General features: G+C 39.8%; 15 protein-coding genes and 1 pseudogene. 11 read left to right on the forward strand and 5 right to left on the reverse strand.

What is annotated here, in order from left to right; all coding sequences use genetic code 11:
* The first annotated feature begins 156 nt into the window (after positions 1-156).
* The 5 genes from FLJC2902T_RS14620 to asnB all read left to right on the forward strand — a co-directional run bounded on the left by FLJC2902T_RS14620 (position 157) and on the right by asnB (position 6,860).
* Positions 157-1,899, forward strand: coding sequence for a TonB-dependent receptor (locus tag FLJC2902T_RS14620; RefSeq protein WP_023580577.1), 1,743 nt, complete (start codon positions 157-159; stop codon positions 1,897-1,899).
* A 97-nt stretch (positions 1,900-1,996) separates the two neighbouring features.
* Positions 1,997-2,446 carry a GreA/GreB family elongation factor gene (locus FLJC2902T_RS14625; RefSeq protein ID WP_023580578.1) on the forward strand — a complete coding sequence of 150 codons (450 nt, stop codon included), beginning with the start codon at positions 1,997-1,999 and terminating at the stop codon, positions 2,444-2,446.
* 48 nt (positions 2,447-2,494) lie between these two features.
* Positions 2,495-3,010 carry an O-acetyl-ADP-ribose deacetylase gene (locus tag FLJC2902T_RS14630; RefSeq protein ID WP_023580579.1) on the forward strand — a complete coding sequence of 172 codons (516 nt, stop codon included), beginning with the start codon at positions 2,495-2,497 and terminating at the stop codon, positions 3,008-3,010.
* 149 nt (positions 3,011-3,159) lie between these two features.
* Positions 3,160-4,782, forward strand: a complete 1,623-nt coding sequence (locus tag FLJC2902T_RS14635) for an amidohydrolase (protein ID WP_023580580.1) — start codon at positions 3,160-3,162, stop codon at positions 4,780-4,782.
* Between the two features lie 470 nt (positions 4,783-5,252).
* Positions 5,253-6,860 carry an asparagine synthase B gene (gene asnB / locus FLJC2902T_RS14640; RefSeq protein WP_023580581.1) on the forward strand — a complete coding sequence of 536 codons (1,608 nt, stop codon included), beginning with the start codon at positions 5,253-5,255 and terminating at the stop codon, positions 6,858-6,860.
* Positions 6,861-7,171: 311 nt separating this feature from the next.
* On the opposite strand, the gene FLJC2902T_RS14645 is transcribed toward asnB, so the two are convergent.
* Positions 7,172-7,612 (reverse strand): hypothetical protein, encoded by a 441-nt coding sequence (locus FLJC2902T_RS14645; protein WP_023580582.1) that lies wholly within the window; start codon positions 7,610-7,612, stop codon positions 7,172-7,174.
* 308 nt (positions 7,613-7,920) lie between these two features.
* Here FLJC2902T_RS14645 and gyrB point away from each other — a divergent pair, with 308 nt between their 5' ends.
* From gyrB to secDF, 4 genes are all read left to right on the forward strand, one after another.
* Positions 7,921-9,861, forward strand: a complete 1,941-nt coding sequence (gene gyrB / locus FLJC2902T_RS14650; RefSeq protein WP_023580583.1) for a DNA topoisomerase (ATP-hydrolyzing) subunit B — start codon at positions 7,921-7,923, stop codon at positions 9,859-9,861.
* A complete protein-coding gene (locus FLJC2902T_RS14655; RefSeq protein WP_245594760.1) occupies positions 9,833-10,864 on the forward strand; it encodes a DUF6588 family protein in 1,032 nt (343 codons plus the stop codon). The genes gyrB and FLJC2902T_RS14655 overlap by 29 nt, the downstream gene beginning before the upstream one ends.
* A 50-nt stretch (positions 10,865-10,914) precedes the next feature.
* On the forward strand, positions 10,915-11,850 hold the full coding sequence (locus tag FLJC2902T_RS14660) for a malate dehydrogenase (protein WP_023580584.1): 936 nt from the start codon (positions 10,915-10,917) through the stop codon (positions 11,848-11,850).
* Between the two features lie 136 nt (positions 11,851-11,986).
* Positions 11,987-14,953, forward strand: a complete 2,967-nt coding sequence (gene secDF, locus FLJC2902T_RS14665) for a protein translocase subunit SecDF (RefSeq protein WP_023580585.1) — start codon at positions 11,987-11,989, stop codon at positions 14,951-14,953.
* A gap of 421 nt (positions 14,954-15,374) precedes the next feature.
* Here secDF and lgt read toward each other — a convergent pair whose 3' ends face one another.
* The 4 genes from lgt to folE form a co-directional block, all read right to left on the reverse strand.
* Positions 15,375-16,298: a prolipoprotein diacylglyceryl transferase gene (lgt, locus tag FLJC2902T_RS14670; RefSeq protein WP_023580586.1), complete on the reverse strand. Its 924-nt coding sequence runs from the start codon at positions 16,296-16,298 to the stop codon at positions 15,375-15,377.
* Positions 16,299-16,432: 134 nt separating this feature from the next.
* Complete coding sequence (yidD, locus tag FLJC2902T_RS14675) at positions 16,433-16,657, reverse strand: membrane protein insertion efficiency factor YidD (protein WP_023580587.1); 225 nt, start codon at positions 16,655-16,657, stop codon at positions 16,433-16,435.
* Positions 16,658-16,723: 66 nt separating this feature from the next.
* Positions 16,724-18,205 (reverse strand): cysteine--tRNA ligase, encoded by a 1,482-nt coding sequence (gene cysS, locus FLJC2902T_RS14680; protein WP_023580588.1) that lies wholly within the window; start codon positions 18,203-18,205, stop codon positions 16,724-16,726.
* 50 nt (positions 18,206-18,255) lie between these two features.
* Positions 18,256-18,927 (reverse strand): GTP cyclohydrolase I FolE, encoded by a 672-nt coding sequence (gene folE / locus FLJC2902T_RS14685; RefSeq protein WP_023580589.1) that lies wholly within the window; start codon positions 18,925-18,927, stop codon positions 18,256-18,258.
* A gap of 358 nt (positions 18,928-19,285) precedes the next feature.
* Here folE and FLJC2902T_RS15955 point away from each other — a divergent pair, with 358 nt between their 5' ends.
* Together FLJC2902T_RS15955 and FLJC2902T_RS14695 are read left to right on the forward strand one after the other, a co-directional pair.
* Positions 19,286-19,723: a hypothetical protein gene (locus FLJC2902T_RS15955; RefSeq protein ID WP_023580591.1), complete on the forward strand. Its 438-nt coding sequence runs from the start codon at positions 19,286-19,288 to the stop codon at positions 19,721-19,723.
* Positions 19,724-19,729: 6 nt separating this feature from the next.
* Positions 19,730-21,610 (forward strand): annotated as a pseudogene (locus FLJC2902T_RS14695) (hypothetical protein); the annotation flags it as partial.

Below are 21,610 nucleotides of genomic sequence, written 5' to 3' on the forward strand. Positions count from 1 at the left end.
AAGAAGCAAGAAAATAGAACAAAGAACATAGAGAAAAGAATATAGAAATGAGGTGAAGTATTTTAGTTTAGATAAAAAATGAAAGACAAAAAGGCGTTTTGAAGTTCTATCATCTATTCTCTATCATCTATTTTCTCTTCTCAAACAAAAAAAAGTATGAATCAGACATTCAAATACATAACAGCCATAACGTTTCTCTTAACAGGGATGAAAACCTTCGCGCAAAAGAAAGACGAAAACATAGGAACCGAAGTGGTAAACGTAGTTAAACCTTACACGCCAACTATTTCCGACGCTTTTAAAGTAAAAGAAACACCGGTTATCGACGACGAAACCAACGCACAGAAAGAAGAAATCAAATACAATATTTTTTCTTTTCCGGTTGCATCAACATTTACACCTGCAAAGGGTAGAGCGGCCGATGTTGACAAAGCTGCGAAAGAGCGTCTGTTTAAAAATTATGCGACGTTAGGTGTTGGAAACTACGGAACCGTGAATGCGGAATTGTTTGTAACCGAAGATCTGAGCAACAATGATTACGTGGGCGGTATGTTACGTCATTTATCATCGCAGGGAGGAATTAATGATGTGGTACTGGATGACGACTACTACAATACGGCATTTGATGTGACGTATGGCAGCCGCACTCGCGAAGTAGACTGGAATGCAGATTTAGGATACAAACACCAAATGTACAACTGGTACGGACTTCCAACGGAATTTGTCACTTTTACCGAAGATGCTATCAATGCAATTGATGAACAACAAACCTACCAAACCGTTACGTTAGGGGCTAAAGTAGGTGTGAAAGAAGGTTTAATGAACGAAACTTCCATGCAGTTCAAACGGTTTTGGGATTCGCACGGTTCTGAAGAAAACAGATTCTTTATCAAACCGGGATTCGATTTTGAAGTGGAAAACTATAAATTCAAAGCCGATATCGTAGCCGATTACGTTGGCGGAAGTTTCGAAAAAGATTATTTCGAGATTTCGGATATCAGTTACAGTTACCTGAATTTCGGAGTAGTGCCTGCCATTTTATTGCAAAAGGATGATTTATCGGTTGAGGCAGGAGCAGGGTTTTTCTACAGTAGGGGAGTAATCAATGATGAAACAGATGGTAAATTTTATATTTTCCCGCAGATAAAAGCCTCTTATAAGCTTGTGGGGGATATTATGATTGCCTACGCCGGCGCGGAAGGAAATCTGAAACAAAATTCTTTCGCCGATTTCGTGGAAGAAAACAAATTCGTTTCGCCAACCCTGGGCATTGCTCCAACCAATCAGCAATATGATATTTATGTTGGGCTTAAAGGGAAATTAGCTAATACGGTAGCATTTAATGTAAGAGGTTCATACATGGCGGAAGAAGATAAGGCTTTCTTTACGGCAAATCCATTCGTAACTGTTTTTGTAAATGACGCGTATGAATACGGCAACTCTTTCGGAGTGGTATATGACAAACTTAAAACGGTGAGTTTCTTCGGTGAACTTAAAATGGATTTTTCCAAAAATGTAGCTTTCGGAGTAAACGGTACTTTCAACAGTTATACAACCGATCAGCGAGAAGCATGGAACTTACCTGGTTTAAAAATAGGTGCTGATCTGGATGTGGATATTACCAAAAAATGGTACGCCGGAGCCGACGTTTTCTTTGTAGGAGATCGTAAGGACTATTTCTATTATAGCGATATAACATTATCGGAACCGTTATCAAAAACAGTAACATTAGATAGCTACTTCGATTTAAATGCCCACTTAGGATACAAACACAGCGAACGTTTAACAGGTTTTCTGAAACTGAACAACATCGCGAACCAGCAATACGAGCGTTGGATGAATTATCCGGTTCAGGGCTTCCAGTTCTTGCTTGGTGCAAACTATAAATTTGATTTCTAAAAAGGTTCTTAGGGACTGAGGAACTGAGGTGTTAAGGTTTTAAGCCAAACTCATGACCTCAGTACCTTAGAACCTCAGAGCCTTAGCGCCTTAAAATATGACTTTCAAACAAAAAATACTTCACCATCATTTAACCTTACTTCAGGATAAAATTGATGTCTATCGCGATATGATTTCCGGTCTGGCCGATGATGCGCAAAACGATGCAAAAAGTTCGGCCGGAGACAAACACGAAACAGCCTTGTCCATGATGCACCTTGAACAGGAGAAACTCAGCGCTAAGCTTCAGGAAGCAATTCATTTTAAAGAGGTTTTGGGTAAGATTGATGTTTCAGCAGAAAGCCGCAGGGTAATTATGGGGAGTCTGGTAAAAACCAATGGCTTGCAACTTTTCATCAGTGCGGCATTACCTAAAATCACCATCGACGGGGTTTCTGTATTGGCTCTTTCTCCGCTTTCGCCCTTAGGCTCGCAGCTTATGGGAAAACAAATCGGTGATATTGTTGAGGTAAACGGTTCCAAATTTGAAATTGAAGTTGTTTCATAATTTGCTAAATTAGTGGTTGTCAGTAATGCAATCTCAAATCGCGAAATTATGATCGAAGTTATAAAAAGTGATATTACAAAAATTTCAGTAGATGCAATAGTTAACGCAGCCAATTCATCGCTTATGGGCGGCGGCGGGGTTGACGGGGCAATTCACAGAGCCGGAGGAAATACAATTCTGGACGAATGCAAAATAATCCTCGCCAAACAAGGAAGTTGTAAGACCGGACAAGCGGTGATTACTACTGCAGGAAACCTTCCGGCCAAATTCGTAATTCATACAGTCGGTCCGATTTGGAACGGCGGAAGTAACAATGAAAGCGAAAAACTCGCCGACTGCTATAAAAATTCCTTACAACTTGCTGTGGAAAACAATTGTAAATCGGTGGCATTTCCAAGTATCAGTACCGGTGTGTACCGATTTCCAAAAGAAGAAGCGGCACATATTGCAGTCAAAACCGTTTCGGATTTTCTGTCAAAGCACAGTGGGATTGAAAAAGTAATCTTTGTTTGTTTTGATGATGAAAATGAAACTTTAATAAATAAGGAAATAGGCAGAATTTAATGTAACGGCAAAATCATTGTAAAAGAATGTGACTTAAAAGTCTAATTCTGAATTGCTTCTGTATTTGTAATCCTAATCTTTAATTGGTATATTTGGACAACCAATTTTCCTGTCTTTCAAAGGTGTCAGGAAGTTTAAAACTGCTGAAAATGAAATTTAAAATTGCACTACTCTCTGTGTTGGTTACTTTTTTAGCCAATGCGCAAAAGCAACCTGTCGATTTTATCATAACCAATGCGACCGTTTATACGGTTAATAAAAACTTCGATAAGGCAGAAGCATTTGCGGTTTCCGGAGGTAAAATTGTCGCCATCGGAAAAACGGAGGACATCATGAATGAATTTGTTTCCGGGAATGTTTATGATGCAAAGAATAAGTTTATTTACCCCGGGTTTTATGACGCCCATGCTCATTTTTATAGTTACGGAATGAATCTTCAGACCCTGGATTTGAGAGGTACAAAAAGCTTTGAAGAAGTTATTGAAAGGGTAACTCAGTTTCGGAAATCAAAAAATCCGGCATTTATCGAGGGCAGGGGCTGGGATCAGAATGACTGGCAGATCAAAGAATTTCCAAACAATCAAATACTTGACTTAATTTTTCCGGACATACCGGTGGTGCTTACCCGTATTGACGGACATGCGCTGCTGGCAAATTCAAAAGCCTTGGAATTGGCTGGGATCACTCCGAAAACCAAAGTCGAAGGCGGTCAGGTTGAAGTTAAAAATGGCGCTCTGACAGGAATCCTGATTGATAATCCAATGGAATTGGTATATAAAAGTATGCCGAAACCATCCAGAAAAACACAAATCAGCGCTTTAAAAGCCGCTGAAAAAGTAATGTTTGATCACGGTCTGACTACCATAAACGAAGCGGGACTGGATAGGGATGTCATAAACCTGATTGACAGTTTGCAGCGGGAAGACCGAATGGATATTAATATCTATGCCATGGTAAAAGCATCCAAAGAAAATGTGGATTATTATACTAAAAAGGGTATTTATAAAACCGACAGACTCAACGTGCGTTCCTTTAAATTTATGGGTGACGGGGCTTTGGGTTCGCGTGGTGCCTGCCTGCACAAACCTTATTCGGATAAACCGAAGCATTTCGGAGCGTTATTGTCACCGGTGAAAGACATCCGTGCGATTGCCAAACAGATCGCGAATTCCGATTTCCAGATGAATACACACGCCATTGGCGATTCCACAAACACAGTGTTGCTGAAAATCTACAAGGAAGTTTTGACCGGCAAAGTAGATAGACGCTGGAAAATCGAACACGCCCAAATCATGCAGGAAAAAGATTTTGATTACTTTAAACTCGGCATTATTCCATCTGTTCAACCCACACACGCCACATCTGATATGTATTGGTCAACGGAAAGACTCGGTATGGATCGCATTAAAAATGCTTATGCCTACAAAAAAATGCTGCAAAAAGCCGGTTTAGTAGCGTTGGGAACCGATTTCCCTATAGAAGAAGTTAATCCGATGTACACTTTTTATGCGGCCGTCGCGCGAAAAGATCTGAAAAACTGGCCTCAGGGAGGTTTCCAGTCTGAAAATGCCTTAACGCGTGAAGAAACACTGAAGGGAATGACCATTTGGGCGGCCTATTCCAATTTTGAAGAAAACGAAAAAGGAAGTCTGGAAGCCGGCAAATGGGCCGATTTCACCATTTTTGACGCCGATATCATGACCATGCCAATCGATATGGTTCCGGCTGTCAAGCCTAAAAATACCTTCGTCAAAGGAAAACAGGTAAAATAAAACAGAATCCCAAGCGAAAGTTTGGGATTTTTTTTGGAGCGTCCCGATAGCTATCGGGAGGTTCGGGATTGTCAGTGAGCCTTATTCCTGCTGTCCGTTGTATTTTTATACCTGACAGGTTTTTAAAACCTGTCAGGTATAAAAGATGTCACTCCCATCAGGGCTAAAGGATAAGCCATTTACTTTTTGTTAAGGTTTCTGAAAAAAGAGGGTGTCTTTATCAGTAAAAGCTGTTACTCTAACTGCAAAAATTTAGAGAGACTCTCTTTCTCCTTTCCGAATCTCTGTGAAATAGTTCTGTGAAATTACAATCTGTAATCCAAAACACCCATTTTTAAAGATGTATATTTCATTTTAATCGTAAATTGAATTATTAAGTTTCAAATAGTAACTAAATATGTGTTTATGATTTATAATTAAAACTTTAAAACGCAATTTTGTTTCATAATAAAACTTAAAACGAAATAATTATGTGCGGAATATTGGCAGTTATAGGAAAAACGACAGACGAAGCTTTAGTAAAGCAATTATCCAAAAGAATGTCTCATCGCGGACCCGATGAAAGCGACTTACACATCACCGAAAAAGGACATCTTCTAAGTCACGAACGTTTGTCGATAGTAGATTTACACACCGGAAAACAACCTATTCAGGGAACATCTTCAGCTTGGATGGTGCATAACGGAGAGATCTACAACCACCAGAAACTGCGCGAAACAGTATTGCGTCACCATACTTTCAGAACCACTTCCGATTCCGAGGTGATTGTTCATCTGTACGAAGAATTCGGATATGATTTTTGTGATATGCTGGACGGAATTTTCGCTTTCGTGGTAATCGATGGCGACGATTTCATCGCCGGGCGTGATCCGCTGGGAGTGAAACCTTTGTATTACGGAAAAGACAGTGAAGGCCGTTTGTATTTTGCATCCGAAATGAAAGCTGTTGCCGATCAGTGCGAAACGTTCGAAGCTTTTCCTCCGGGACATTATTACACTCCAAAAACCGGTTTGGTAAAATACTATCGGCCGAAATGGGAAGAGGAATCACTTGCGGTTGGAAAACTGGATTTAGAGGCGATTCGTAAAACCTTAACCGAAGCGGTAAGAAAACGTTTAATGAGCGATGTGCCCATCGGTGTGCTGCTTTCCGGAGGATTGGATTCGTCGTTGATTTCGTCAATCGCATCTCGATTATTGAAAGAGGAAGGTGGTGAAAAACTGCATTCGTTTTCCATTGGTTTGGATGCGACCGCTCCGGATGCCGTGGCAGCAAGAGACGTGGCTGATTTTTTAGGGACGGAGCATCACGAAATTCATTTTACGATAGAAGAGGGAATCGAAATTCTGGATAAACTGATCTGGCATCTGGAAACTTATGATGTGACGTCCGTTCGTGCCAGTACGCCAATGTATTTTCTGTCGAAAGCGATTACGGATATGGGAATCAAAGTGGTACTTTCAGGAGAAGGTTCTGATGAGATTTTCGGAGGTTACTTATATTTCAGAAATTCCCCAAGCGTAACCGATTTTCAGAAAGAAACTATTGAAAGGGTGCAACGCCTGTCGACTGCCGATTTGCTTCGCGCCGATAAATCCACCATGGCACATGGGTTGGAAGCCCGCGTACCTTTTTTGGACAAGGCTTTTTTAGAATTGGCTATTAAAATTCAGCCCGAAGAAAAAATGCCGAAAACCTATGACGGAATTGAGAAATACATCCTTCGTAAAGCGTTTGATACCTTAGAGCAGCCGTATTTACCCGAATCGGTTTTATGGCGGCAGAAAGAGCAGTTTTCGGACGGCGTGGGTTACAACTGGATTGATACGTTGATTGATTATTGTGCTTCCCAAGTTTCTGATGTGGATTTTGCAAAAGCTGAAACATTATTCCCATACAACACACCGGCTACAAAAGAAGCATTTTTCTATAGAGCGATTTTTCATAAACATTTCCCGCAGGAAAGCGCGGCTAAGACCGTTCGAAAATGGATTCCAAAATGGCAAACGAACCAAGATCCGAGCGGTAGAGCAAATACAGCTCACGTAAAAAGTGATTTGGTCGTGACGACAATATAATTTCAAAATGTGATTTGTTTGTAAAAGACGTTGGCAGTAATGCTGACGTTTTTTATTTCTCAAACATTTCAAAGTAATAAAAGCAATTTTCTAGTCCTGTCCCGATAGTTATTGGGAGGAGTGGCGTCCTTTGGGAATTACATTTTTTAACGAGAGGAGCTAAAGATAGAGTGGAAGGTATGAACATGTTTTGCTGAGCATATCTGAATAATTTTGTAGCATATTTCTGCAGAGAAAATTTGTCAAAAGAAGCAATAAAAAAGCCCTGAAATTTCTCTCAGGACTTCTAATGTATTGCAGAATTATGCAAGTTATAACTTCACTGTTAATCCAATTCCGGGAGAAAAACCAGAAGTACTTCCGCCGGCAAGTTCCAGATATACTCCCCATTTGTCATTCCAGAACCAACGCCCTCCAGCGTGAAGGCCTAAATTAATGTCATCATCATTGTCGTTGTTATCATGGTCTCCCGTGAAAATAGCGTATCCCAAATTGGCTCCACCATAAACATCCCAAGCATCATCTGAAATCCCAAATACATTATCGAAATAATAGTTCGCCTTTACTCCCAGATTTAACCAATCAAAATCCAGGTCTGTTCCGACGCCGGGAGCAATTGTAATATCTTCATGAACAGGAATTTCATAATTAGCACCTACAAGACCAAAATTCAATTCACTTCTGGCTTGTCCAAAAACATTTGCATAACTAAAGAATAATGCAAAAACAAATGGTAATATTAACTTTCTCATACTTTTTTATGTTAAAATGTTACGTGTAAATATAGAAATATTTTTTTAACGAATTGGTTATAATCGGGCTTTGATGCTGTTTTTTTTGGTTCCAATAGTGTAAATTTGAAATCCGTTCTCAAATGGGAAAATGGAAATTTTGAAGAAAAAGGGTTAAGGTTTAAATGAATTAGCAATCGAAATAAGGTTAATAATTGCGCTGTTTTTGTTAATAACTTAAAGCTTTAATAGGCTTATTTTTAACTAAAAATCATCTTCGTTTTCATATATTTGCTCGTTAGACAAAAAATACAATCAGAATTTAGATTATGAGCGAAGAAGTAAAAAAGAGTAGTTATTCGGCAGACAGTATTCAGGCGCTTGAAGGAATGGAGCACGTAAGGATGCGTCCTTCGATGTATATCGGTGATACTGGTGTAAGAGGACTTCACCACTTGGTTTATGAGGTAGTGGACAACTCGATTGATGAGGCGTTGGCCGGACATTGTGATACTATTTTTGTAGCCATTAACGAGGATAATTCCATTACCGTTGAAGATAACGGGCGTGGTATCCCAGTAGATATTCATAAAAAAGAAGGAGTTTCCGCACTTGAGGTGGTAATGACCAAAATTGGTGCCGGAGGTAAATTTGATAAAGATTCCTATAAAGTTTCCGGAGGTTTGCATGGGGTTGGGGTATCGTGTGTTAACGCGTTGTCCGATCATCTGAAGGCTACGGTTTTCAGAGAAGGAAAAGTGTATGAGCAGGAGTATGAAAGAGGAAAAGCGATGTATCCGGTTAAACAGGTTGGTGAAACCGATAAGCGTGGTACAACGGTTTGGTTTAAGCCGGACGGAACCATCTTTCAGCAGACTTTGGAGTTTTCGTATGATACGTTGGCGGCGCGTATGCGAGAGTTGGCATATCTTAACAAGGGAATCTCAATTACTCTTACCGACAGAAGGGAAACGGATAAAGACGGTAACTTCGTTGGTGAAACCTTTCATTCCAAAGAAGGATTGAAGGAATTCGTTAAGTTCCTGGACGGAAACCGAGTGCCGATTATCACCCATGTAATCAGTATGGAGAACGAAAAAGGGGAGGTTCCGGTGGAAGTTGCCCTGATTTATAATGAAAGTTATTCGGAGAATATTTTCTCTTACGTAAATAATATTAATACACACGAAGGGGGTACGCATTTGCAAGGCTTCCGTATGGGATTAACCCGTACGCTTAAAAAGTACGCGGACGCTTCAGGACTTCTTGATAAATTGAAATTCGAAATCTCCGGAGATGACTTCCGTGAAGGTTTGACGGCGATTATCTCGGTTAAGGTGGCAGAACCTCAGTTTGAAGGACAGACCAAAACCAAATTAGGAAACAGAGAGGTAGTTTCACCTGTTTCTCAGGCGGTTGCGGAGATGTTGGAGAATTATCTGGAGGAAAATCCAAATGACGCTAAAATCATTGTTCAGAAAGTAATTCTTGCGGCTCAGGCACGTCATGCGGCGAAAAAAGCGCGTGAAATGGTGCAACGTAAAACCGTTATGGGCGGTGGAGGACTACCGGGTAAATTGTCTGATTGTTCCGAGCAGGATCCTGCAAAATGCGAAGTATTCCTTGTCGAGGGAGACTCGGCGGGCGGAACGGCTAAACAAGGTCGTGACCGTGCGTTTCAGGCAATCATGCCATTGCGTGGTAAGATTCTGAATGTGGAAAAAGCAATGCATCACAAGGTGTTCGAAAACGAAGAAATCCGTAATATTTTCACGGCATTAGGGGTGACTATCGGAACAGAAGAAGATAGTAAGGCTTTGAATCTTGAAAAACTGCGTTATCATAAAGTAGTCATCATGTGTGATGCCGATGTCGACGGTAGTCACATCTCAACATTAATTCTGACGTTCTTCTTCCGTTATATGAAAGAACTGATTGAGAACGGATATGTTTACATTGCTACTCCGCCATTATACATGGTGAAAAAAGGAAATAAGAAAGAATATGCGTGGACCGATGCCCAACGTGATGAGATCTCCGAAAGATTAGGAGGAGGAACCAATATCCAGCGTTATAAAGGTCTTGGAGAGATGAACGCGGAACAGTTGTGGGAAACTACAATGAATCCGGAGTTCAGAACGTTACGTCAAGTGGGGATTGACAGTTTGGCGGAAGCCGATCGTGTCTTCTCTATGTTGATGGGGGATGAAGTTCCGCCACGTAGGGAATTTATCGAGAAAAATGCCGCTTACGCTAAGATTGATGCGTAAATCTTTTTTCTCAGCAGGGTTGTTTGTAGCTTTTTTGTGTTTTTCCAATACGGTAAAAGCACAATCTTCGCAAACTTTTCAGGACGTTGAAAATCTGCTTAATGACGCTTTGTTTTACTCGGATCAATACATAACTCCAGCTACGGATGCGGCGGTTTATCAGGCCGCTTCCGGATGGATTACTTCTCCCAAAAAACGAAAGTTGTGGGATGTGACACTGGGATTGCATTCGAATGTTTTTTTTGTGCCCAAACGCGACAGGAGTTTTGAAATAAAGAACAGTGATTTTACTTTTTTTCAGATTGAGGGAGCGACATCGGCTACCGTGCCTACCGCATTAGGGGATGATTCCCAAGTGTATTTGGTTGGTGATTTGGATGGTGAACAAATCCGTCTGAAAACTCCGGAGGGAGTGAATCAGGAAACGATATTTTATCCGTATCTCCAGGGTTCGATAGGTTTGTGGTACGGAACGGAGTTTGTGGCGAAGTTTTCTCCTAAAACCAAACTGAAAAAAGGCGATTATCAGGTGTATGGCTTCGGTTTGAAACATAATTTCAGTCAGTATTTCAAAAATCTGGAACCAAGAAAAATCCATTTATCGGCTTTGGTGGCGTATTCCAAGGAAGATATAAGTTTCGACTTCATTACGATTCCGACCCAATACGGAAGTTTGGGAATTAACCAGCTTAACGGTTTGGTTGATACCTGGCAGTTTCAGTTAAACGGTTCGAAAGAATTTAAAAACTTTGAACTGATGGGAGGGCTTATCGTTAATACCAGTAAATTTAGATATATTGTCGGGGGTGAAAAAGGAGAAATTGAAGAGTTGATTCCGTTGCAGGATATTCTGAATATGAAACTGGAAGAAATCAGTAAAACTAAAACAAATGTCATTGGGGAAATTTCCGGAAGATATCAGATTAAAAAAGTTTTTTTGCAACCGGTAATCGGATTTGGAAAATTTGTCAATACTAATTTTTCTATTCAATACGAATTTTAATATATTTAACACCTCATTTATTAATCAACCAAAAAAAATATAAAAAGATTATGAAAGTAACAATAGTTGGTGCAGGAAATGTAGGTGCTACCTGTGCGGACGTGATTTCTTACAGGGGAATCGCCAGTGAAGTGGTTTTGTTGGATATCAAAGAAGGTTTTGCGGAAGGTAAGGCTATGGATATCTCACAATGTGCCACAACAACAGGTTTTAATACACGTGTTTCAGGAAGTACAAATGATTATTCGAAAACGGCCGGAAGCGATGTGGTGGTAATTACATCAGGTATTCCGAGAAAACCGGGAATGACTCGTGAAGAGTTGATTGGAATCAATGCCGGAATTGTGAAAGGTGTGGCTGAAAATGTGTTGCAACATTCTCCAAATGCTATTATCGTGGTGGTTTCTAATCCAATGGATACGATGACATATTTGACTCTAAAAGCAACCGGATTGCCTAAAAACAGAATCATCGGAATGGGTGGTGCTTTAGATAGTTCCCGTTTTAAATATTATTTGTCAAAAGCGTTAAACAAACCGTCAAATGATGTGGACGGAATGGTAATTGGTGGTCACGGGGATACAACCATGATTCCGTTGACACGTTTAGCTTCTTATTGCGGAACTCCGGTCTCCACTTATCTTTCTCAGGAAGAAATGGACAAGGTGGCTGCCGATACGATGGTAGGAGGGGCGACTTTAACCGGATTGCTGGGAACTTCCGCCTGGTATGCTCCAGGTGCTTCAGTGGCGTATTTGGTAGATAGTATCTTGAACGATCAAAGAAAAATGATTCCGTGTTCGGTTTTCCTTGAAGGTGAATATGGTCAGGAAGATATTTGTATGGGAGTGCCGTGTATTATCGGTAAAAACGGAGTAGAAGCTATCGTGGATGTTAAACTGAATGATGCGGAAAAAGCATTGTTTGCAAAAAGTGCCGACGCTGTTCGTGTTATGAATGCGGATTTGAAATCGGTTTTAGCATAGTAATTTAACGAAATAAAAGAAGGGCTGCTTCGCGCAGTCTTTTTTTTGGATATAATTAAGAAATAAATTGGTAGATATTTTCGTAAAGTATATATTTGCTCGTTTTTGAAAAAAGAATAATTAATTTTTTATAGTAATGCAGAATAAAGGACTCATTAAATTTTTTGCAATTTTATTTGCATTGGTAAGTATTTACCAACTTTCCTTCACGGTTGTTACCAATAATATTGAAAGTAAAGCAAAGGAATTTGCTAACGGCGATTCTAAAAAAGAGCTGTTTTACTTAGACTCTATTGGGAAAGAAAAAGTGTTCTTAGGTCATACATTTAATGACGTAAGATCAAAACAAATCAATAAAGGTCTTGACCTTGAGGGTGGAATTAACGTAATTCTTCAAATCTCGGTTAAAGATGTATTGAAAGGATTGGCAAACAATTCAAAAAATCCGGTTTTTAACAAAGCGCTTGCGGAAGCAACGAAAAACAGAGAAGGGAATCAGGATTATCTTGATGCTTTCTTTATCGCTTTTGATCAGGTTTCAAACGGAACGACAAAATTATCATCACCAGAAATTTTCGCTAACAGAAATTTAAGTGAGATCAATTTTACAATGACAGATGCGCAGGTTAAAACCATCATCAGAAAAAAAGTTTCTGAGTCTGTGGAAAGTGCATTCCGAGTATTAAGAGAGCGTATCGACAAATTCGGTGTTACGCAACCTAATATTCAGAAATTAGGAGAATCAGGCAGAATCTTAGTAGAGCTTCCGGGCGCTAAAGATATCGACCGTATCCAAAAGTTATTACAAAGTACTGCTCAGTTAGAGTTCTGGGAAACGTATAAAACAGATGAAATTTCTAATTTCTTAATGGCGGCTAACGAAGCTTTAAAGAAAACAGAAAAAAATGTTGTCACTGTTGATACTGTTGCTAAAAAAGGTACTGATGTAGAATCATTATTGAAAAATAAAGCAGCTGACTCTGTAGGGACCAAAAAAGGTGAAAACCCTTTATTGGATTTGGTTAAAGGTGGCGGACAACAGGGAGGCCCGGTTTTAGCTTATTTCAACCCGAAAGACACAGCTAAAGTTAACGCTTATTTAAAAAGAGAGGACATTCGTTCTTTATTACCTGCTGAACAGCGTTTCGCTCGTTTTGCTTGGGGTAAAGTGAATTCTAAAACTCCGGATGTTGTTGAGTTGTATGCTCTTAAAACAAACAGAGATGGTGTACCGCCTTTAAGTGGTGGGGTAATTACAGATGCTTCGGAGTCGTTTGACCAAATGGGAAGGCCTTCTGTAACTATGCAAATGAACGCTTCAGGTGCTAAAGCATGGGAAGAGTTAACCGGTAAAGCATTTACACAACAAAGCAATATTGCTATTGTATTGGATAATATCGTTTACTCTGCACCAGGTGTTTCTACAGGACCAATTGCAGGAGGACGTTCTGAGATTTCAGGAGTGTTTGATGTAACAGAAACGAAAGACTTAGCAAACATCTTAAGAGCAGGTAAATTACCGGCTTCTGCAGAAATCGTGCAATCAGAAGTTGTAGGTCCGTCATTAGGACAACAGGCTATCGATAACGGTATCATGTCTTCAGTTGTTGGTTTACTATTGGTATGTTTATGGATGATCGTTTATTATGGCAAAGCAGGTTGGTATGCTAACGTAGCTTTATTAGTGAACTTATTGTTCTTATTCGGAATCTTAGCCAGTTTAGGTGCTGTATTAACATTACCGGGTATTGCGGGTATCGTTTTAACAATGGGTACTGCCGTGGATGCGAACATCATTATTTATGAAAGAGCAAAAGAAGAATTGCGTGCTGGAAAAACATTAGGTGATGCAGTTGTGGAATCATACAGCTGGAGAGGAGCAATGCGTTCCATCATCGATGCTAACGTAACGCACATCCTTACAGGTCTGATCCTTTTTATCTTCGGTACAGGACCAATCAAAGGTTTCGCAACTACGTTGTTGATTGGTATCTTCACGTCTTTATTCACGGCTATTTTCATCGCGAGAATGTTTATCGATAAAGATATTGCTGCAGGAAGAAAATTAACGTTTACAACAGGTTTGTCTAAAAACTGGTTCACAAACTTCCATTTTGATTTCTTAGGAGTTAAAAAATGGTCGTACATGATATCTGCTATTGTTGTTATCGGTAGCTGTGTTTCTTTTGCAGTTAACGGTTTGGATCAGGGTGTGGACTTCGTTGGAGGTAGAACATTCCAGGTGAAATTCGAAAAACCGGTTAACCCAACTGAGATTGCTGAAGAACTTGGTAAAGAATTCGGAGTACACGTAGAGGTGAAAGAATTTGGTAACAAAAACCAAATGAGAATTATCACTAAGTATAAAGTACAGGAAGAAGGTGTTGGAGTTGATAAGGAAGTAAACGAGAAGTTATACAACGGTTTGAAAAAATACTATTCAAACAACATCACTTACACTGAGTTCATCAACACGGCTGAGGGTAAAACCTTAGGGGTTGTTCAGGCAACTAAAGTAAGTGCTTCGGTTTCAGACGATATCAAAACCAACTCATACTGGGCGGTTTTAGGAGCTATGCTTGTTGTGGCACTTTACTTAGTGGTATCATTCCGTAAGTTCCAGTACTCATTGGGAGCTATCGCAGCTGTGGCACACGACGTTATTTTCGTATTAGGATTGTACTCGTTATTGTATAAATTCATGCCATTCCACATGGAAATGGATCAGCACTTCATTGCGGCGATTCTAACCGTTATCGGATACTCCATGAATGACACGGTAATTGTATTCGACAGGGTACGTGAGTTCATCTTAGGTAACAGAAAAGGTGATTTCAATCAAATCGTAAACGACTCTATTAATACAACCTTATCAAGAACGATCAATACCTCATTAACGATGATTATCGTATTAGGGATCATGTTCGTATTCGGTGGTGAATCCATCCGTGGATTTATCTTCGCGATGTTGGTAGGTATCGTTGTGGGAACTTACTCTTCATTATTTATCGCTACACCGGTATTGGTAGACACCATGCCAAAAGCGGATAAAAAAGAAGTGGAAAGACTTCACGCCGAAGCAAATCAGGAAGTAGAAGCATAATCAGACTTCAATATAAATTAAAAGCTGCTCATTACGGGCAGCTTTTTTTGTTTCAGGACCGAAAGGCTTGGGCTTTTTTTGCAAACGCAATTCCTGCCCTCCGTTACAATCTTTCCTTTGTTAAAGAAACAAAGAAAAGGATTTCCACTGCGGTCAGGGGTAGCGGGAATCCATTTGAATTTTTGTAATGTTCATTGTGGTAGGTTTGGGTTTTGTTCGGGCTGGTTTAAAACCCGGCCCTGGCACGTGTTATATTGCCGGTGGGGCATGATTTTGAACGCATACGGCAGAGGTGGGTTTCAAACCCGCCTCTGCAAAACCCGCCTCTGCAATAACCATCTGTGGAAATACCAGGCCATACAAAACAAAAAAAATCCCACCCGATTTGATCGGGTGGGATTTTTCATTTATAATCGTGAATTTAGATTTCTCGTTGCTTTGCCTTAAATACCAAATAAGCGCCAATAATGATAAAAGGGATACTTAGCCATTGTCCGGTAGAAAAAACGCCAAGAGCGCTCTCAAAACCACCCTGACTCTCCTTTACAAACTCCACAAGGAAACGAACCGTCCATAGCATGATCAGAAACAGTCCGAAAAGATATCCCTGTTTCTCTCTGGCGTTGGTTTTCCAATACAAAAAGAACAGTATGGCAAATACAAAAACATAACCAAAAGCCTCATACAACTGGGCAGGATGTTTTGGAACTACATGTTCCAGTAAATTGGCAAATTGCGGATTGGTTTCAATGGCTTTGTAAGCTTCATTCGGGTTTTGAATCCCTGTATTCTGAACCGCTTCCCTTGCTGTGTACTGATCTCTGATAAAACGGATTCCAAGAGGGAATTCTGTTTTATTTCCCACGATCTCCGAATTGAAGAAATTCCCCAAACGCACGAAAATAGCACCGCTTGAAACCGGAATCACGATTCGGTCCAAAATCCAAAGCAATGGTTTTTTGATTATCTTTTTGCTGTAAAAATACATCACCAGAATAATGGCAATAGCAGCACCATGACTCGCCAATCCCGCAAAACCGGTGAACTCAAATTCGGGTTGGAATCGGAATGGTAACAGGATTTCTTCCGGATGATTCTTGAAATAATCCCAATCGTAAAAGAAAACATGTCCGAGACGAGCCCCGATCAAGGTTGCAAATACGGTATAAATGAATAAAGAATCCAGTTTTTCCAACGATTGACCTTCTCTTTCGTAAATATTTTTCATGATATACCAGCCTAATCCAAAAGCGATTATGAACATCAAACTGTAAAAACGAATCATAAAAAAACCTAAATCAAGACCTTCGGAGGGATTCCAAACCATGTGTAAAGCGTGTGTCATATTGTAAGTGTATTCTTTGTATGGGTAAATATAATTATAATTGAGTAAACGAAAAGGTTAAATTTTAATTCTCCAAAATTCCAAATCTCAAATTCCAAATTCTTATTTCTAAATTCAAATTTCTGAATTTCGCTTCAAGGAACCGGGTCATAACCGCTGCCACCCCAAGGGTTGCAACTGCCAATGCGTTTGATGGCTAACCATCCGCCTTTGATAAGTCCGTGTTTTTTTAAGGCTTCCACCGTGTATTGAGAACAGGTAGGTGTATAACGACAAACACCCGGTGTATAAGGTGAAATTGCTACTTGGTAAAACCGGACCAGTAATATAAAAGGGAATATCAGGATTTTTTTCAGCATATTCTTTTAAAAAAAATGATGAAGCGCCATACTCCATCATTTTATATTTTTTTCTTTTAAATAAAATTAGAGACTGAAAGTAGTTCCCTCTTTTCCGTCTTTTAACTGTATGCCTAATTCAAGTAGATTATCGCGAATTTCATCCGATAATCCCCAATTTTTATTGGCTCTGGCTTCGTTTCGCATGCCAATCAGCATGTTGATTACGCCTTCCAGTTTGTCGTTGTTTGCTGAAAGTTCATTTTCATTCTGAAGTCCTAAAACATCGAAAACAAAAGCATGAATAGCTTTTTTGAACGTTTCCAGATCCGTTGTACTTAGACTTTCTTTTCCTTCTTTCATCAAGTTGATGTAACGCACCGCTTCAAACAATTGAGCAATCAGAATCGGGCTGTTGAAATCGTCATTCATGGCATCGTAGCAGGCTGTTTTCCATGAAGCGATGTCTAAAGAGGATTCGGTACCTGCCTGAAGGTCATTCAGATTGGCAACAGCTTCCATTAATCGGTTAAAGCCTTTTTCAGAAGCCAACATTCCTTCATTGGAAATATCCAGAATACTTCTGTAATGTGCCTGTAAAAAGCAGAAACGCACTACGCTGGGGTGAAAGGCTTTTTCGAAAAAGTTGTTTTCACCGCTAAATAATTCCATCGGAAGTATATAATTTCCGGTAGATTTGCTCATGCGTTGTCCGTTCATGGTCAGCATATTGGCGTGCATCCAGTAATTTACAGGAGATGTCCCGTTGCAGGCTTTTCCCTGTGCGATTTCACATTCGTGATGCGGGAATTTTAAGTCCATTCCGCCACCATGAATATCAAATCTTTGGCCAAGATATTTTGTGCTCATGGCAGTACACTCCAGATGCCATCCGGGAAAACCATCACCCCAAGGGGAAGACCAACGCATGATGTGAGCCGGAGAAGCTTTTTTCCATAAGGCGAAATCAGCAGCATTCTTTTTCTCATCCTGACCGTCTAAATCTCGGGTGTTAGCTAGTAATTCTTCAATATTTCTGTTGCTTAGTTCACCGTAGTTTAAACCCCTGTTGTTGTATTCCAAAACGTCAAAATAAACCGAACCGTTGCTTACGTAAGCAAAACCGGTTTCGATTAATTTCTGCGTAATTTCAATTTGTTCTAGAATATGTCCGGTAGCTGTAGGTTCAATATTCGGAGGGAGCAGGTTGAACATTTCCAAAACCTTGTGAAAGTCTACGGTATATTTCTGAACCACTTCCATGGGCTCCAGTTTTTCAAGACGCGACTGTTTCACAAAACGATCATTGTCTACATTACCGTCATCTGTTAAATGCCCGGCATCAGTGATATTTCTGATGTAGCGTACTTTGTACTCCAAATGTTTGATGTACCTGTAAATCATATCAAAAGACATGAAAGTTCTACAATTTCCCAAATGAACATTGCTGTATACGGTTGGTCCGCAAACATACATTCCTACATGACCTTCATGAATAGGGGTAAAAAGTTCTTTTTCTCCGGAAAGTGAATTGTAAATCTTTAAAGTCTGATTTTGATATAAGTGCATATATGATATGATTAAAAGATTGAAAAATTAAAAGATTAAGATTTCAACAATTAGAAAGTCGTGTCAAGTTTAATGTAATCCAAAAACTCACGACGAACCTTATCTTCTTTGAATTTCCCACCAAATTCGGCAGTTACGGTACTGCTTTCGATGTCGCGAATCCCACGTGAGTTCACACAAAGGTGTTTGGCATCGATTACGCAGGCCACATCGTCTGTGTTTAAAACTTTCTGCAATTCCTGCACGATCTGTATGGTCAAACGTTCCTGAACCTGAGGTCTTTTGGCAAAATAATCTACAATACGGTTCATTTTTGATAAGCCCACAACGGTTCCGTTGGAGATGTAAGCCACATGTGCGCGACCTACAATTGGCAGTAGGTGATGTTCACAGGTAGAATAAATGGTAATATTCTTTTCCACCAACATTTCACCATACTTGTATTTGTTGTCAAAAGTGGAGGAACTTGGTTTTTTATGCGGATGAAGTCCACCAAAAATCTCTTTAACAAACATTTTAGCCACACGGTTTGGTGTACCTTTTAAACTGTCGTCTGTAAGGTCTAAACCTAGTGTTGTTAATATACTTTCAACATCCTTTTTGATAAGGGCTATTTTTTCGTCGTCAGATTTATCGAAAGCATCAGAACGTAAGGGAGTTCGGGCAGAGGTGCCTATGTGATTTTCTCCTAATTGATCGTTCAAATCGTCGTTGTGAATCATTATGGATATTTTGGATTAATGAATTTATCACGCAAAGATAATTAATAAATATCAAATGCAGATTATCGGCAAATGGAATAATAAATGGGATGAAAGGTATATTTTTTTATTGAATTTGTAACAAAAAAAGCTATTTACGTGTTAAAAAAAACATTGCAAATCGCAGTGTTCGCGGCGCTTCGTGTGGATTTTTGTGATAAAAACAAATATTTTTATCATTTTGTTTTTTTTAATCACAAACTTTTGCATATTTGTTAATTAACAAAACTTTAATAATTGTTCATTTTTTCCGATGGGCAAGTGATCAGTTTTAATTTTTAAAAACCATCCCGAATAGTATAAAATTAAATTATCTGCTATGAGAAAATTATTTGTTGTAATACTGTCTCTTTTTGTGTTAACAATTTCGGCACAGTCAAATTCCGGTAAAAATCAAAGTCGGAAGTATTCTGAAGAACAAGTAGAATTATTTATCCGCGAAGTTTTTCAGGATAAAGCCGATGAACTTGTTTTTAAATCCTCTGGCGGGAGACTGGAAATGATTACGGATTTTTTGCAAAACAGGACTAGTGTTGTCTATGCTCCTGAGTATAGGGGCAAAAAATTCAAAGCTCTGTTTGATTTTAAACTTTCCAATAAATATAATCCGAAACTGGAAAGAGATCTGAAAGTTTCAGTGTCAAGCTTTAATCCTCTTAAGTATGAAATTCCCATGTTTCCTAAAAATAAAGAATTGTATAGGATAGGAAATACCGATTACCTATTAATAATTACCCCAATTACAGCTATAAACTAAAAGCGTATGAAAAAAATTCTACTCCTTTTAATTCTGATTTCATCTTCAGTTTTTTCTCAAAATTACAATATGCAAAACGGGACATTTTCAACATGTTCCGGTACCTTTTATGATTCAGGGGGTAATGGAGGAAATTACTCCGCTGATGAAAATTTTCAGATAACTTTTAGTCCTTCAACACCGGGAACTTATGTTCAGTTGCAATTTACTTCGTGGGATGTTGAAGGCGAACCATGGGATTTTATGACGATATATGAAGGAACCGGCACAGGAGGTACTGTTATCGGAACCTATGGCGATACGTCCCCAATTTGCGGAGGTATGACAGTGGCATCAAGTCATCCGTCCGGTAGTATTACTATTACATTTGAATCGGATTCCAGTGGTCAATATGGAGGTTGGGCTGCAACTATTTCATGTAAAGCCACTCCTGGAGGATTGCCGGCTTCAGTTCCGCCTAATTCGTTATGTTCGGGGTCTGATCCCTTTTGTGCTGATGCGGGACCTTTGCAGTTTCCTAACGTAAGTGGTGGTTGTGTTCCGGATGCTCCTGCTGTTGTTACAGCAAATACTTGTTTAGGTTCGGCGCCAAGACCAGCCTGGTATTATTTGGAAATTGACCAACCTGGACCTTTGAATTTACAGATATCGCAAACAACTGGTCCAAACGGAACCGGTATGGGGCTGGATGTGGATTTTGCAATTTGGGGACCATTTGCAAATCAAGCAGCTGCTTGTGCCGATTTTACACAAGGAGATTGTACGGGTGATCATGCCTGTACCGGTAATGTAGTTGATTGTAGTTTTAGCGCCTCGGCGACAGAAACCGCGACCATACCAAATGCTCAGGTGGGCGAGATATATATGGTTGTGGTAACCAACTATGATGGTGCTGCAGGATATATCACGATGACACAAACAAATTCGGGCGCAGGTGCCGGCTCTACTGATTGTTCAATTGTATGTCCTACTGCTTCAGGTACTAATCCTACATGCGGCGGCTCAAATGGTTCAATAACAATAGATGGTTTAGATCCGAGTACTTCTTATACTGTTACTTATTCAGATGATGGTACACCGGTTTCCGTTACACTTGCAAGTAATGCAGCAGGTCAGATTATTATTTCCGGATTGGATGCGGGGAACTACACCAATATTGTTACTAATTTCCCCGGATGTGCAGCAGCAGTTTCAAATATTGTTTTGTCAGGAGGAGGAGCGCCTGCTTCTTTGGCAAGTGTAACCTCTACTTCACCAATCTGTTCAGGAAGCAATGCTGTATTTAATTTGACGGGAACTCCTAATGCAACGGTAACTTATAATATTAATGGAGGGAGTTCTGTAACAACCACCTTAAGTGGTGTGGGAACATCAATCATTACCGTTCCGGCGGTTGTAGCGAATACTACCTTTAATGCTATTTCAATTGCATCTGCAGGTACTCCGATAACTGGAAATGGGTTGTCCGCATCCGGCGGGAACAGTGCCGCTAATGTGTCCGGAGTTATTTCGGCATTAGGTGCTGCAGCTTCAGCGGTTAATTGTGCTTCTGTTGATAATACCAATTCCGTATTAACGATAACACTCCAACATACGGTTCCTGCCGGAACTTCTATAACCATTAGCATTGCCAGAGATACTAATGCAGGTAATGTTACTATCTCAGACGGAACGGCAAGTACCACATTTAGTGCTGGACCAAATGATGTGTTACAACAAATCACCTTTGTTACCGGAGTGGCTACAAATACGATTACTATAACAAGAACCGGAGGTGTAGTTTGGATTGATGGTGTTCAATATACTTTTGCACCAGCTGGATGTACGGTAGCTTTAGCTGTATCTAATACGGTGGTTGTTACAGCAAGCCCAATCATTACCCTGACA

This window comes from Flavobacterium limnosediminis JC2902, assembly GCF_000498535.1.
Taxonomy (GTDB): Bacteria; Bacteroidota; Bacteroidia; order Flavobacteriales; family Flavobacteriaceae; genus Flavobacterium; species Flavobacterium limnosediminis.